Source organism: Paraburkholderia sp. FT54 (genome assembly GCF_031585635.1).
In the GTDB taxonomy this organism is placed as follows: Bacteria; Pseudomonadota; Gammaproteobacteria; order Burkholderiales; family Burkholderiaceae; genus Paraburkholderia.
This window is the reverse complement of sequence record NZ_CP134195.1, coordinates 743,808-757,676: the sequence shown is the minus strand read 5'-3', so window position 1 is coordinate 757,676 and position 13,869 is coordinate 743,808. Positions and strand designations below refer to the sequence as shown.

General features: G+C 63.2%; 13 protein-coding genes. 4 read left to right on the top strand and 9 right to left on the bottom strand.

Going from position 1 to position 13,869, the window contains the following annotated elements; all coding sequences use genetic code 11:
* Nucleotides 1–9: 9 nt before the first annotated feature.
* Complete coding sequence (locus tag RI103_RS03510) at nt 10–963, bottom strand: ABC transporter substrate-binding protein (protein WP_310814034.1); 954 nt, start codon at nt 961–963, stop codon at nt 10–12.
* 112 nt (nt 964–1,075) lie between these two features.
* The gene (locus RI103_RS03505; protein WP_310814033.1) at nt 1,076–2,056 is read right to left on the bottom strand and encodes an AraC family transcriptional regulator; all 981 of its coding nucleotides are present in this window, start codon (nt 2,054–2,056) and stop codon (nt 1,076–1,078) included.
* 385 nt (nt 2,057–2,441) lie between these two features.
* Here RI103_RS03505 and dalD point away from each other — a divergent pair, with 385 nt between their 5' ends.
* From dalD to RI103_RS03490, 3 genes are all read left to right on the top strand, one after another.
* Nucleotides 2,442–3,854 (top strand): D-arabinitol 4-dehydrogenase, encoded by a 1,413-nt coding sequence (dalD, locus tag RI103_RS03500; RefSeq protein WP_310814032.1) that lies wholly within the window; start codon nt 2,442–2,444, stop codon nt 3,852–3,854.
* 158 nt (nt 3,855–4,012) lie between these two features.
* A complete protein-coding gene (gene xylB / locus RI103_RS03495) occupies nt 4,013–5,494 on the top strand; it encodes a xylulokinase (RefSeq protein WP_310814031.1) in 1,482 nt (493 codons plus the stop codon).
* A 102-nt stretch (nt 5,495–5,596) separates the two neighbouring features.
* On the top strand, nt 5,597–6,544 hold the full coding sequence (locus RI103_RS03490) for a sugar-binding transcriptional regulator (RefSeq protein ID WP_310814030.1): 948 nt from the start codon (nt 5,597–5,599) through the stop codon (nt 6,542–6,544).
* Nucleotides 6,545–6,562: 18 nt separating this feature from the next.
* Here the strand turns inward: RI103_RS03490 and RI103_RS03485 are convergent, their stop codons facing one another.
* The 7 genes from RI103_RS03485 to RI103_RS03455 all read right to left on the bottom strand — a co-directional run bounded on the left by RI103_RS03485 (nt 6,563) and on the right by RI103_RS03455 (nt 12,992).
* The gene (locus RI103_RS03485) at nt 6,563–6,859 is read right to left on the bottom strand and encodes a DUF1330 domain-containing protein (RefSeq protein ID WP_310814029.1); all 297 of its coding nucleotides are present in this window, start codon (nt 6,857–6,859) and stop codon (nt 6,563–6,565) included.
* Nucleotides 6,860–6,917: 58 nt separating this feature from the next.
* Nucleotides 6,918–8,027, bottom strand: a complete 1,110-nt coding sequence (locus RI103_RS03480) for a sn-glycerol-3-phosphate ABC transporter ATP-binding protein UgpC (RefSeq protein WP_310814028.1) — start codon at nt 8,025–8,027, stop codon at nt 6,918–6,920.
* Between the two features lie 105 nt (nt 8,028–8,132).
* Nucleotides 8,133–8,846, bottom strand: coding sequence for an HAD family phosphatase (locus tag RI103_RS03475; protein ID WP_310814027.1), 714 nt, complete (start codon nt 8,844–8,846; stop codon nt 8,133–8,135).
* Entirely contained in the window at nt 8,843–9,676 is an 834-nt protein-coding gene (locus RI103_RS03470) for a carbohydrate ABC transporter permease (protein ID WP_310815164.1), read from the bottom strand. Before RI103_RS03470 ends, RI103_RS03475 begins: the two co-directional genes overlap by 4 nt.
* 38 nt (nt 9,677–9,714) lie before the next feature.
* Entirely contained in the window at nt 9,715–10,650 is a 936-nt protein-coding gene (locus tag RI103_RS03465; RefSeq protein WP_310814025.1) for a sugar ABC transporter permease, read from the bottom strand.
* A 164-nt stretch (nt 10,651–10,814) separates the two neighbouring features.
* On the bottom strand, nt 10,815–12,137 hold the full coding sequence (locus tag RI103_RS03460; protein ID WP_310814024.1) for a sugar ABC transporter substrate-binding protein: 1,323 nt from the start codon (nt 12,135–12,137) through the stop codon (nt 10,815–10,817).
* A 72-nt stretch (nt 12,138–12,209) separates the two neighbouring features.
* Complete coding sequence (locus RI103_RS03455) at nt 12,210–12,992, bottom strand: L-iditol 2-dehydrogenase (protein WP_310814023.1); 783 nt, start codon at nt 12,990–12,992, stop codon at nt 12,210–12,212.
* A 331-nt stretch (nt 12,993–13,323) separates the two neighbouring features.
* On the opposite strand from RI103_RS03455, the gene RI103_RS03450 reads away from it, so the two are divergent.
* Nucleotides 13,324–13,818, top strand: coding sequence for a Fur family transcriptional regulator (locus tag RI103_RS03450; protein WP_310814022.1), 495 nt, complete (start codon nt 13,324–13,326; stop codon nt 13,816–13,818).
* Nucleotides 13,819–13,869: the final 51 nt, after the last annotated feature.

Genomic DNA, 13,869 nt, shown 5'->3' with positions numbered 1-13,869 from the left:
ACATTCGCCTTACCAGCTGAAACCCTTGGCATTGCTCTTGTCGATCATCTTCACGTCGACCGGAATGGCTTTCGGCACATTGGCGCCCCACTTCTTCGCGAGCGCGATGCCGAGCGCGATACGCACCTGGTCGGCCGGGAATTGCGCGGACGTTTCGACGAACTTCGAATTCGGCTTCTGTATCGCGGCAATCGCTTCCGGCGCGCCGTCGACGCTGGTCAGCTTGATGTCCTTGCCCGACGAGTCGATCGCCGAGAGCGCGCCCATCGAGCCGCCGTCGTTCACGCTGAACACGCCCTTCAGATTCGGATGCGCCTGAATCATGTTCTCGGTGACGGACAACGCGGTGGCGCGTTCCTGCTTGCCGTTCTGCGTATCCACGAGCTTCACGCCCGGCACTTTCGCGAGCGCCGCCTTGCAGCCGCGCACGCGTTCGAGAATCGGCACGACCGGAATGCCGTCGAGAATCGCCACTTCACCGCTGCCGCCGATCGACTTCGCCAGATACTCGCAAGCCATCTCACCCGCGTCGTAATTCTTCGAGCCGACGAACGAATCGACCGGACCGTTGGCGTTCGCATCGACGGCGACCACCACCACGCCCGCCTTCTTCGCCGATGTCACCGCCGACTGGATGCCGGTCGAGTCGGTCGGGTTCACAAGCAGGATGTCGATCTTCTTCTGCAGCATGTCTTCGACGTCGCTGACCTGCTTGCTGACATCGTGGTGCGCGTCGGTGACGACCACCGTCGCGCCAGTGGAAGCGGCCGCATCATTGAGCGCTTTTTGCATCGTCACGAAATACGGGTTGTTCAGTTCCTGAAATGTCATGCCGATTTTCAGCGGCGCGGCTTGCGCAGCCGGCGCGGCGATGAACGACAGGCCGAAGGCGAGCGTCGCCAGTGCTGCCGTGCCGCGCGCGAAAGTCTTCGACGAAGCCGGCTTCGAATGGGATTGCGTCATGGTTGTCTCCATTATTGAAAGTGAGCACGTCCGTCACGCTGTCCTGGAACAGCGCGCTACGTGTTGAAACGCGGGTGAATTAAAACGCTTCGGTGCAAGCGTGGGCTTGGGACTACGTCGGTGGATAAGCGGCGGCGGCGCTGCGCGGCAGACCCGGCGCGAGCACGATGGCGGGCGCGTCGTCGATGCCCACGCCGCGCGCGGCGGCTTCTTCGGAGGCGTCGCGGCTCGCGTCGTTCAGTTGCTGATAGCGGCGAAATTTCGAAGGCGCCATGCCCTTCACCGCAAGGAACTGCCGGTTGAAATTCGACAGGTTGTTGAAGCCCGCCTTGAAACAGATATCGGTGACGCTCAGATCGTCGTCGGTGAGCAACTGGCACGCGAGGTTGATACGCATGCGGTTCACGTACTGCACGAACGGCAGCCCCGTATGCCGGCGGAAATACCGCGAGAACGCGCTGACGCTCTGGCCCGCGAGCTGCGCCAGGTCCGATTCGCGCAAATCATTCGCCAGGTTTTTACCGATATACGACAGCACGTGATTGATGCGCGTCGACGCGAAACTGGTCGGGTCGGCCTGATAAGCGGGACTCGCGAGCGTCTCACGATCCTCGGCGTTCATCAGGATCTCGAGCATCGACATGAACAGAACCAGCCGGCGCAGTCCGCGCGCCGCCAGCAATTCGAGGAACAACGGCTGGATCGCCGCACTCGTTTGCATGCCGAACGAGATGCCCCGACGCGAATCGGCGAGCAGTGCTTCGGCCTGGCGCCACTCCGGAAAACTGTCGATGCAGCTCGACACGAACTCCTGTCCGAATTGCACGACCAGATTGCGCTGCGCGATCGTCTCGCCTTCCGGCACGTCGCTCACCCAGTTGTGCGGCAGGTTCGGCCCCATCAACACGAGATTGCCGGGCGTGTAGCTGCTGATGTGATCGCCGACGAACATCTTGCCGGTCGTCGCCACGATCAGATGAATTTCGTATTCCGGATGAAAATGCCAGCGCACCGTGCGGTACGGATAGCCGTGCGACCATACTTTGAACGATTCGTCACGGCGTACGGCCACGAGCTCGAGATCGGGTTGCACTGTCTGCCTCCATGAAGCGGCCTGTTGAGTGCGCCGCTGGTCTTCGTCTTGTATAGCGAAAAGTAGTCTTCTCGCGCGCGATCCACCACTAAAAATGAAACCGCGGACCGATACTTTTTTGCATTCGGGTTAGTCCTGGCGCGCTCGATGTCAAATTTGATGCAATGCAATACGCTTGGCAACGCGCCTCCACTACGCTAAGGCGCATCGTCAGCCACGCCGAAAACCCGCGCCACGCCGCGCTGCGCCACAAAAAACCGTACGCGGTCGCCTTGACTTTCGTTTCGCCGGGTACGATCATTCGCTCACATGCAGAGCAAATGCTCCATCACGAGAAGAAACGCACGCTACTGGCCGTGCGAGCAAGGACATCCAGGAGACGCACATGAACAGCGGGCAAGACAGCGGCGCGGCCGCACACGTGATCCTGCACATCGGCGCGGGATCGTTTCATCGCGCCCATCAGGCGTGGTATCTCCATCGACTGAACGAGGCCAAGGTGCCGGGCGAGCCGCACTGGTCGCTAACGGTCGGCAATATCCGTAGCGACATGAATGCGGTGCTCGAAGCGCTCGCCGCGCAAAACGGCGTCTATACGCTCGAGACCGTCACCCCTCAAGGTGAGCGCGCCTACGAGACGATTCGTTCGATCGAGCGCGTCGTGCCATGGACCGAGAGCCTCGACGCGCTGATCGAAGCAGGCGCCGATCCGGCCTGCAAGATCATCGCGTTCACCGTCACCGAAGGCGGCTATTACCTCGACGAGCACGACGAACTCGACACCGCCAACCCCGATCTCGCCACCGACCTCAAAGGCGGCCACACCACCATCTACGGCGCGCTCGCAGCGATTCTCGACGCGCGCATGAAAAGCGGTGCGGGCCCGGTGACGCTGCAGACCTGCGACAACCTGCGCAGCAACGGCGAGCGCTTCCATGCGGGCATGAGCGAGTTTCTCGAACGACGCGGCGCTGCCGACCTGGCGCAATGGTTCGACGACAACACCGCCTGTCCGAGTTCGATGGTCGACCGCATCACGCCGCGTCCCACGCCGGACGTGAGTGAACGCGTCAAGGCCGCCACCGGCGTCGACGATGCCTGCCCGGTGATGGGCGAAGCGTTCATCCAATGGGTGATCGAAGACCGCTTTATCGCGGGACGTCCGGCATGGGAAAAGGTCGGCGCGGAACTGGTCGACTCGGTGATGCCCTACGAAGAAGCGAAGATCCGCATTCTCAACGCGACGCATAGCTGCATCGCGTGGGCGGGCACGCTGGTCGGGCTGAACTACATCCATGAAGGCACGCTCGACGCCGACATCAACAAATTCGCCTACGAATACGTGACCGAAGACGTGATTCCGTGTCTCACGCCGAGTCCGCTCGATCTGGAAAGTTATCGCGACGTGGTGCTCGAGCGCTTCAGCAATCCTTATATCCAGGACACCAATCAGCGCGTCGCGGCGGACGGCTTCTCGAAGTTGCCGGGCTTTATCGCGCCGACGTTGTCGGAGTGTTTCGAGCGTGGCGTGACGCCCGCGGCGACTGCCATGCTGCCCGCGCTGTTCTTTCGCTTTCTCGATCGCTGGAACGCCGGCGAGTTGCCCTACGCGTATCAGGACGGCGTGATGGATGAACGCGCGGCGCGTGCCTTCTTCGAGGCGCCCGATCCGTTGAAAGCGTTCGCCGCCGACCGGCTGCTGTGGGGCAGCATGGCGCAAACGCCGGAACTGGAATCGGCACTGGAAGGCGCACTGGCGCGTGTCGATGTATGGCTCGCCAAACGCGGCGCGGTTTGAGCGCCGCCGACTTCGCGATTCAGAAGCGCCGCGCACCGCGCGGTATCGAAGCGCGCACGTGCCACGCCACGCCAGGCTCAGCCAGGCTTAATGCGCATGGCACGGCGCGCCATGTGCGGCTAAAGTAGCGCATCTCCAACGACGAAGGTTCCGCGCCCATGTATCTCGGCATCGACCTCGGCACGTCCGAAGTGAAAGTTCTGCTGCTCGCCTCCGACGGACGCGTGATCGGCACCGCAGGCTCACCGTTTACCGTTTCGCGCCCGCATCAGCGCTGGGCCGAGCAGAATCCCGAAGATTGGTGGGCCGGCACGCGTACCGCGCTGGCGGCTTTGCGCGCCAAGTATCCCGACGAGTTCGCGCAGATTCGCGGCATCGGCCTGTCGGGGCAGATGCACGGCGCCGTGCTGCTGGATGCGCAGGACCGCGTGCTGCGTCCGGCGATTCTGTGGAACGACATGCGCAGCGACAAGGAGTGCGCGGAACTGACCGAGCGCGCGCCAGAGTTGCACAGCGTGGCCGGCAATCTCGCCATGCCCGGTTTCACCGCGCCGAAGCTGCTGTGGGTCGCGCGGCACGAACCCGAGATTTTTGCGCAGACCGCCTGCGTGCTGCTGCCAAAAGATTATTTGCGCCTGCAACTGACCGGCGGCAAGGTGTCCGATCCATCGGACGCGGCCGGCACGCTGTGGCTCGACGTCGCCAAACGCGACTGGTCCGACTCGCTGCTCGCGGCTTGCAACATGTCGCGTGCGCAGATGCCGAGCCTCGCCGAAGGCAGCGCGCCCTCCGGCACGCTGCTGCCCGAGGTGGCGCGCGAATTCGGTTTGAGCGACGGTGTGGTCGTCGCGGCCGGCGGCGGTGATAACGCCACCAGCGCGATCGGCATCGGCGCGACGCAACCCGGCGACGGCTTCGTCTCGCTCGGCACGTCGGGCGTGCTGTGCGTGGTCGGTGACAGCTTCCGGCCGAATCCGGCTTCGGCCGTGCACGCGTTCTGCCACGCAATTCCGGATCGCTGGCATCAGATGAGCGTGGTGCTCTCCGCCGCGAGTTGTCTGCGCTGGGTCTGCAAGCTCACCTCCACCGACGAGCCGACCTTGCTCGCCGAAATCGAGGCGCTGCCCGCCGACGCGTTGAACACGGCGCCACTCTTTCTGCCGTATCTGTCCGGCGAGCGCACGCCGCACAACGACCCGTATGCGCAAGGCGTGTTCTTCGGCATGACGCACGCAACCGATCGCGCGCTGCTCGGCTACGCGGTGCTCGAAGGCGTCACGCTCGCGCTCACCGACGGCCTCGACGCGCTGCGCGCAGCCGGCACCGAGGCGAAAGGGCTGTCCCTGCTCGGCGGCGGTGCCCGCAGCGACTACTGGGCCCAGTTGCTCGCCGATGCGCTCGACACCGCCACCCGCAAGCACGGCGGCGGCGAGACCGGCGCGGCGCTCGGCGCGGCGCGCCTCGGCTGGCTGGCCGCCGGCGGCGACCCGACCACGGTGCTGACCAAGCCGCCCATCGCCAAGGAGTTCACGCCGAACCCGCGCCGCCATGCCGAACTGCGCGCGCGGCTCGAAGCCTATCGCGCGCTTTACCGCCACGTGCGGCCGCTGTTCGACCCCGCGCGGCAACCGCTTGCCTGACCGGCAATCCGCGGCCGGTTTTCGCGCCGGTGTCAGCGCCGGTCTAAGTCAAGGCGCGAGGACCGGCTGCTATCATCGGCGCACTTCAAGCGAACCGTCACCGTGCCCAAGTCCACAGAAAAATTAGATCTTGCTACCCGCGCGGCGTGGCTTTACTACGTCGCCGGCAATACCCAGAACGAGATCGCCGAGAAGCTCCAGGTGTCGCGCCCGGTCGCGCAACGGCTGGTTGCCTTCGCGGTGGAGAAGAATCTGATTCGCGTGCGCGTCGATCATCAACTGGCCGATTGCCTCGCGCTCGCCGATCAACTGTCGAAACGCTACGGCCTGAGCATGTGCGAAGTGGTGCCGATCGACAGCGACACATCCGACGAAGTCGACCGCAAACTGGCGGTGGCCGGCGCGCAGGTGATGGAGCGCTATCTCAGCGAGGAAAAACCCATGGTGGTTGCGGTGAGCAGCGGCCGGACGCTGAAGGCCGCCGTCGATCAGATCGCGCAGCTGGACCGCCCGCAGCACCGGCTGGTATCGATGGTCGGCGCGATCGCCCAGGACGGCTCCTCGAACCGCTATGACGTCGCGCTGCACATTTCGGAGAAGACGGGCGGCAAGCATTTTCTGCTGCCCGCGCCGCTGCTCGCCGATAGCGAAGCGGAGCGCGCGCAGTGGTGCAATCACCGGCTTTACCGGATCGTCGAATCGCTGTCGGCGCAGGCCGACGTGGCGTTCGTCGGCATCGGCAATATCGGGCCGAAGTGTCCGTTGCACGAAGACGGCTTCATTACGTCAGCGGAAGTGAAGGAGTTGATGCAGAACGGCGCGGTGGCTGAAATGCTCGGGTTGCCAATCGACGCAGCCGGCGCGCACGTCGAGTCGCCGACCGGCCGGCGCGTGACGAGCATCGCGCTCGACTCGCCGCCGCGGCGCCCGACCATCGGTTTCGCCGGCGGCCAGCGCAAGCGTGAAGCGCTGATCGCAGTGCTCAAAGGCGGCTGGCTTTCGGGACTCGTGACCGACGAATCGTGCGCGAGGGCCGCGCTCGAGGCGTGAGCGGGCGGTCCTGCCGCGCTACATCGCCGTCAGGCCTTCGGTGATGATGATCCGATATTCCCCGCCCTGCAGACGCGTCTCGCTGACAGCCTGATACTCCGGGCTGCGATACCAGGCGAGCGCTTCGTCGTAACTGGCGAATTCGAGGATCAGGATTTCGTCGATCGGTGGACCTTCCACCACTTCCTTGCGCCCGTGGCTCGCCAGCATCATCACCGGATGCCGCTCGAAGGTTGCAGGCGCAACCTGCTTGTATTCGTCCAGCTTCGCGGCGTCGAGCGTTTTCTCGCGCGTGATGACAACGTAGGCGGCCATGAGCGTTTCCGAAGCATGATTGAAAGGAAAGCGGCGCGCCCGCCGCTTTCCCCAAACATCACGCGGCCAGCACTTCAACGATCTTACGCTGGAATGCTTTCCCTGCGCTGTCGAACAGATGGCAATGCTCAGGCGTGGCGCCGAGTTTTTGCGTCTCGCCTTTGGCATGCCGTTCGAGCGGCGGAATCCGCGCGATCAGACCATCCGGCGCGACGCTCGATTCCGCGTACAGATACGCCGCATCGCCGAGCGACTCGACCGCCATCGTGCGGGCCGATATGCCGTCTTCGACCATGCCCACATGCAGATGCTCGGGACGAATGCCGACCGTCACCTTGTCGCCCTGCTTCACCGCGGCCGGCTCCACTGCGACGCGCTGCGTCTCGCCGGTTTCGTAGCGCACCGTGACGCCGTCGTGCGTGACCGACTGCACCACGCCCTCCATGAAGTTCATCTTCGGCGAACCGATGAAGCCTGCGACGAAACGGTTGGCCGGCGCGTGATACAGCATGGTCGGGCTGCCGACCTGTTCCAGATTGCCCGCCGACAGCACGACGATCTTGTCCGCCAGCGTCATGGCTTCGACCTGATCGTGCGTCACGTAGATCATCGTGGTCTTCAGTTCGTCATGCAGACGCGCGAATTCGAGGCGCATTTTCACGCGCAAGGCGGCGTCGAGATTCGACAGCGGTTCGTCGAACAGGAACACCTTCGGCTTGCGCGTGATCGCGCGGCCGATCGCCACGCGCTGACGCTGGCCGCCCGACAACTGCTTCGGCTTGCGATCGAGCAGATGGTCGATGTGCAGGATCTTCGCCGCGTTGCGCACGGCGGCGTCGATTTCCGGCTTCTTGGTGCCGGCGAGCTTCAGGCCGAACGCCATGTTGTCGTACAGCGTCATGTGCGGATACAGCGCGTACGACTGGAACACCATCGCGATGCCGCGCTTGGCGGGTGCAACGTCGTTCACGCGCATGCCGTCGATGGTCAGATCGCCGCCGCTGATATCTTCGAGGCCGGCGATCATTCGCATCAGCGTCGATTTACCGCAACCGCTCGGGCCCACGAACACGACGAACTCGCCGTCCGCGATATCGAGGTTGATGTCGCGCATCACTTCGTTTTCGTCGTACGCCTTTCTGATGTTGCGCAGAGTTACGCTTGCCATGATGTGTCTCCGTGTAATGCTGTGTGTTGCTTGTCCGATGTTTCGGTTGCCTGAGTTGTTTGGCACGCCCAGGCGGCTACGTTGATTCGCTTTGCGATGCCGCGCTTACGGCGCGGCCGCCGTCGCACTCAGCGTCCATTGCGCGACCAGTTCCGGCAACTGCTGCATGTCGTCGAATACGTGACGCGCGCCAGCTGCATGCAGCTTGTCGATCTGCGCATCGCTCGCATGACCGCCGCCGATGAAGCCGAGCACCGTCATGCCCGCCGCGCTCGCCGCCGTCACGCCGGTAACGCTGTCCTCCACCACGAGGCACGCCGAGGGCGCGAGTCCGAGACCCTTGGCCGCCGCCAGATAGACGTCGGGCGCAGGCTTCGGATTCGGCACCGCATCGGCGCAGAACAGGCGGTCGCCGAAAAACCTCACGAGGCCTGTGCGCGCCAGCACCGTTTCCACATACGGGCGAAAGCTGTTGCTCGCGCAGCCTTTGGTGAGCGGCACCTGTGCCAGCGCGGCTTCGATGCCTTCGACCGTCGGCGCCTGCATCGCCGCTGCTTCCACCGCGCCGCGGATCGCATCGATATCGTCGGCGCTGAGGCTTTTGCCGAGTTGCGCCGCGGTGCCTTGCAGCACTTTCTCGATGCGCAGTCCGAGCAGCGGCAGCACCACCGGTTCGACGTCGGTGTTCGGCCAACGCGCTTCGAGTTCGTGCACCAGCATGCGCGCCGCCACGGCTTCGCTGTCGATCAGCACGCCGTCGCAATCGCAGATCAATGCGAAATTGGCGGCGAGCGTGCTTGCGCTCGTGCCTGCCGTCATTTGACCGCCCCGAAGGTAAGGCCGCGCACCAGTTGCTTCTGCGACAGCCAGCCGACGATCAGGATCGGCGCGACCGCCAGCAGCGAAGCGGCGGACAGCTTGGCCCAGAAGAGACCCTCAGGACTCGAATATGACGCGATGAACACCGTCAGCGGCGCGGCATTCGAACTCGACAGGTTGATGCTCCAGAACGCTTCGTTCCACGACAGGATCACGAGCAACAGCGCAGTGGAGGCCAGACCCGGCAGCGACATGGGCATCAGCAGATAGACGATTTCCTGCCACGTCGCCGCGCCGTCGATCCGCCCGGCTTCGAGAATGTCACGCGGAATTTCGGCGAAGTACGTGAACGACATCCACACCGCAATCGGCAGATTGATCAGCGTGTAGACGATCACGAGACCCGACACCGAATCCAGCAACCCGCTGTTTTTCCACAGCAGATAGATCGGCACCAGCACGCCGACCGACGGCATCATCTTGGTCGACAGCATCCACAGCAGCACTTTCTGCGTGCGGCGGGTCGGGAAGAACGCCATCGCATAAGCGGCCGGCACGGCGAGAATCAGGCACAGAATCGTCACGCCCGCCGAGATCAGCACCGAATTCAACGCGAACGAAAAGTAATTGCTGCGCGCGAACACCTCGCGGAAGCTATCGAACGTCGGGATGAAAAACAGCGACGACGAATAGGCCTGCTGCTCCGTCTTGAATGCGGTGATCGTCATCCAGAAGATCGGGAAGAACAGCAGCAAGGCCACGAGCCAGGCGATCACGCCGGGAATGCCGCGGCGAATCGCGGCGAACGGCGACTTCGCCGGCACGGTCATGGCAGCCGAGGTCGACACCGGGGTAGAGGCAACTTGGCTCATTTTTCGTACTCCCCTTTCAGGTTCTTCGCGAGCATCCGCACGAGGAAGAACGACACGATATTGGCCAGCACGACAGCGAGAATGCCGCCCGCCGACGCGAGACCGACGTCGAACTGTTGCAGGCCCAGCGAATAGATCAGGTACGACAGATTGGTGGTCGCGGTGCCCGGACCGCCGCCCGTGGTCGTATAGATTTCGGCGAAGATCGACAGCAGGAAAATCGTCTCCATCATCACCACCACCGCGATCGCCCGTTTCAGGTGAGGCAGCGTGATGTAGAAGAACATCGAGAACGGACCCGCGCCGTCGATACGCGCCGCCTCTTTCTGCTCCTGATCGAGCGACTGGATCGCCGTGAACAGAATCAGGAAAGCAAACGGCAGCCACTGCCACGCGACGATCATGATCACCGCCGTCAGCGGATATTGCGCGAACCAGTCGATCGGCGTCATGCCCATGGCGCGCATGCCCTGCGCGATCAGGCCATACACCGGATGCAGGATCATGTTCTTCCAGATCAATGCGCTCACGGTCGGCATCACGAAGAACGGCGCGATGGCGAGCAGCCGCGCGATCCCCTGGCCGTAGAACTTGCGGTCGAACAGAATCGCCATCAGCACGCCGCCGACCACCGTGATCACGAGGACCGAGATGATCAGTTCGAGCGTGTGACCGATCGAAGGGCCGAACGACGGATCGCTGGCAAGGTATTTATAGTTGTCGAAACCCGCGAAGCCTTTCAGATCCGGATTCAGCAGGTTGTAGCGCGAGAACGAAAACCAGATCGTCATCGCGAGCGGAATCGCCATCCACAGCACAAGTACCGCGACCGACGGCGAGACTAGCCAGCGGGCGGAATTGGCTTTGCGGGTTTCGCGTTCTTTTTCTGTCTGGGGATGGGCATGCATGATAGGTAGGCGCAGAGGACGCATGATTGACCACCTGTTCGGTAATGCGCGGACCGCCGCCCGAAACCGCATGAACGCCGCGGCGACACTTCACGATGTCGCGGCGCATGCGCTGCGGGGACGGCCCGCTGTGCTGCGTGAGCCGGCTGACGGGCGTCAGCCGGCGCGTGCCACATGACTACCGTGGCTTACTTCTGGTAGCCGGCCTGCTTCACCGCGCGATCCGCGGTGGCGTTACCGGCTGCCAGCGCCTGATCGATCGTCATCTGACCGGCAATCGCGCCGGAGATGCTCTGACCGACCACGGTACCGAACGACTGGAACTCAGGAATCCCGACGAACTGCACACCGGTGTACGGCACCGGCTTGAGCGTCGGATGATCCGGATCCGCCGTTTCGATCGCCTTCAGCACGAAGTCGCCGAATGGCGCTGCCTGCTTGTACTCCGGGCGCGCGTACGTGGATTTACGCGTTCCTGGCGGCACCGAGGCCCAGCCTTCGTCCTTCGCGACCATTTCGATGTATTGCTTCGACGTGGCCCACGTGATGAACTTCTTCGCCGCGTCAGGCTGCTTCGACGACTTCGGAATCGCCAGCGCCCAGGCCCACAGCCAATGCGAACCCTTCGGCGTGACCGCAATCGGCGCCGCGGCGAAACCGACCTTGTCGGCGATCTGCGATTGCTGCTTGTTGTAAAGGATGCCGGCGGCAACCGTGGCGTCGATCCACATGCCGCACTTGCCGGAGGACATCAGTGTGAGGTTTTCGTTGAAGCCGTTCGAGCTCGCTCCCGGAGGGCCATCCTTCTTCAGCAAATCGATATAGAAGGTCATCGCCTTCTTCCATTCCGGCGAGGTGAGCTGCGCGTTCCACTTCTCGTCGAACCAGCGGCCACCGAAGGTGTTCACCACCGTCGTGCCGTAGGCCATGTTCTCGCCCCAGCCCGCCTTGCCGCGCAGACAGATGCCGTAGATGCCGTTGGCCTTGTCGGTGAGCTTGTCGGCGAATTGCGCGATCTGGTCGTAGGTCGGCTGATCGGGCATCTTCAGACCCTTGGCCGCGAACAGGTCCTTGCGGTAATACGTCATCGAGCTTTCGACGTAGAACGGCAGCGCGTACAGCTGGCCGCCACTCGAGAGGCCGTCGCGGGCCGTCTTCACGACGTCGTTCAGATCGTAGTCGGCGGGCAGGTTGGTGAGCGGCGTGAGCCAGCCGCGCTTGCCCCATTGCGGCGTTTCGTACGCGCCGATCGTCATCACGTCGAACTGGCCGCTGCCGGTCGTGATGTCGGTGGTGGCGCGCTGACGCAGCACGTTTTCTTCGAGAATCACCCAGTTCAGTTTAATGTCCGGATTCGCCTTTTCGAATTCAGGCGAGAGCTTCTTCAGCTCGATCATGTCCGGATTGTTCAGCGTGGCGATCGTCACCGTGGCCGCTGACGCGTTCAATGCAAAGCACGCGACAGCGCCGGCACTGACCGCCTTTAGCGTGGATTTGAGGACTGGCTTCATGTGTTGTCTCCTTTCTCGTACGTTATGTAGTGCAGCGTTTCTTCTACGAAAATGACGATGAACGGCGCGGACTCAGCTCATCCAGTTGCCGCCGTCGACGTTCAGGGTTTGCGCGGTGATGTAGTCGGCGTCCGCCGAGGCGAGAAACAGGGCGGCGCCGGTCAGATCGTCCGGCACACCCATGCGGCCGAGCGGCACCGCTTCGCCGACAAGGCGTTTCTTCTCGCCGAGCGGCCGGTTTTCATAGCGGGCGAAGAGCGCGTCGACTTCGTTCCACATCGGCGTATCGACGACGCCCGGCGCGATGCCGTTCACATTGATCTTGTGCGGCGCGAGCGCCAATGCCGCGGATTGCGTGTAGCTCAGCACAGCCGCCTTGGTCGCGCAGTAGTGCGACACGAGCGCTTCGCCGCGCCGGCCGGCTTGCGATGACATATTGATGATCTTGCCGCCATGGCCCTGCTCGACCATCTTTTGCGCAACGGCTTGCATCAGGAAGAACATGCCCTTCACATTGACCGCGAAGAGGCGGTCGAACACGTCCCAGGATTCGTCGAGGATCGGGCGCATGTCGAAGAGCGCCGCGTTGTTGAAGAGAATGTCGATCTGGCCGAAGCGCTCCAGCGTGCTCGCCACGATGCGCTGAATATCGTCGCGGCGCGTGACGTCGGCGCTCACGGTCAGCACGCGCTCGCCGTAGGCGGTGCGCAATGTGTCGCCGAAACTGTCCGCCGGCTTCACATCGACGAGCACGCAGCGCGCGCCTTCGTCCAGATACCGGCGGGCCACGGCTTCACCGATTCCGCTTGCCGCGCCCGTCAGGATGGCCACCTTGTCTTGCAATCGTGCCGCCACTGCTCGTCTCCGGTTCGTTTTGCTTCTTGAGGCGCGGTGAGCGAACGCTCATTGCGCGAACAATTGCTCTGTTAGTGATCGAATGATCGGATACGTACCGGGTCATGTCAAGGCGCCCGAGCAGATTTCGATGGTGCAGCGCGGCAGGACATGCGCACCCCTCACCTGCCTCGAACAACACTAATACGAGAAATCGAAGACAGCCAATTTGCTTTCTGCTCGTCACTCTGACAAAAATTTGAGATACGTTATATCATTTCGACCTCGCGCCGCCTTGAAGCCGCCCGATTGCTATTTCGCTTGATCGTCATTTCGTCAGGAGCATCCGCCGATGGCCACCTTGATTGCAGAACACCATGCCGTGCGGCTCGCGCATGCGCAAGCGCATGCCGCGTTGCACGGACTCGCGCTCACGCCGCTGCGTCGACAGGTATATGCGGCGATCGTTGCCAGCGAACGGCCGATCGGCGCTTACGAACTGCTTGATGCGCTCGAGCCGGAACGCGGCCGTGTGCCGCCGACGACCGTGTACCGCGCGCTGGACTTTCTGCTCGCGCATGGCTTCGTCCATCGGATCGAGTCGAAGAACGCGTTCGTGGCCTGCTGCGAAGTCGGCGTGCCGCATCGCAGCCAGTTTCTGATGTGCGACGGCTGCGGCGCGACCGTCGAGATCCCCGGCGACGACCTCGCCGAACAGTTGTCGCATAGCGCACCGGCACATGGTTTCGAAGTGCATCGGCAGGTGGTCGAACTGAGCGGTCTGTGCGCGCTGTGTGCCCGCGCCGCGCAGCCTGCGGGTGCTTGCGCCGGCACAAAGCCGGCGTAGAGCCGGCGCACCCTTCCTAACATTGGTGATTCTTTCAACTCTCACGCAGCA

Excerpts from the sequence above, each read along its gene's own strand:
- RI103_RS03485 (WP_310814029.1), bottom strand. The coding sequence starts at position 6,859 with ATGGCCGCCTACGTTGTCATCACGCGCGAGAAAACGCTCGACGCCGCG.
- xylB (WP_310814031.1), top strand. The coding sequence starts at position 4,013 with ATGTATCTCGGCATCGACCTCGGCACGTCCGAAGTGAAAGTTCTGCTG.
- RI103_RS03460 (WP_310814024.1), bottom strand. The coding sequence starts at position 12,137 with ATGAAGCCAGTCCTCAAATCCACGCTAAAGGCGGTCAGTGCCGGCGCT.
- RI103_RS03510 (WP_310814034.1), bottom strand. The coding sequence starts at position 963 with ATGACGCAATCCCATTCGAAGCCGGCTTCGTCGAAGACTTTCGCGCGC.
- RI103_RS03475 (WP_310814027.1), bottom strand. The coding sequence starts at position 8,846 with ATGACGGCAGGCACGAGCGCAAGCACGCTCGCCGCCAATTTCGCATTG.
- RI103_RS03480 (WP_310814028.1), bottom strand. The coding sequence starts at position 8,027 with ATGGCAAGCGTAACTCTGCGCAACATCAGAAAGGCGTACGACGAAAAC.
- RI103_RS03465 (WP_310814025.1), bottom strand. The coding sequence starts at position 10,650 with ATGCGTCCTCTGCGCCTACCTATCATGCATGCCCATCCCCAGACAGAA.
- dalD (WP_310814032.1), top strand. The coding sequence starts at position 2,442 with ATGAACAGCGGGCAAGACAGCGGCGCGGCCGCACACGTGATCCTGCAC.
- RI103_RS03450 (WP_310814022.1), top strand. The coding sequence starts at position 13,324 with ATGGCCACCTTGATTGCAGAACACCATGCCGTGCGGCTCGCGCATGCG.
- RI103_RS03470 (WP_310815164.1), bottom strand. The coding sequence starts at position 9,676 with ATGACCGTGCCGGCGAAGTCGCCGTTCGCCGCGATTCGCCGCGGCATT.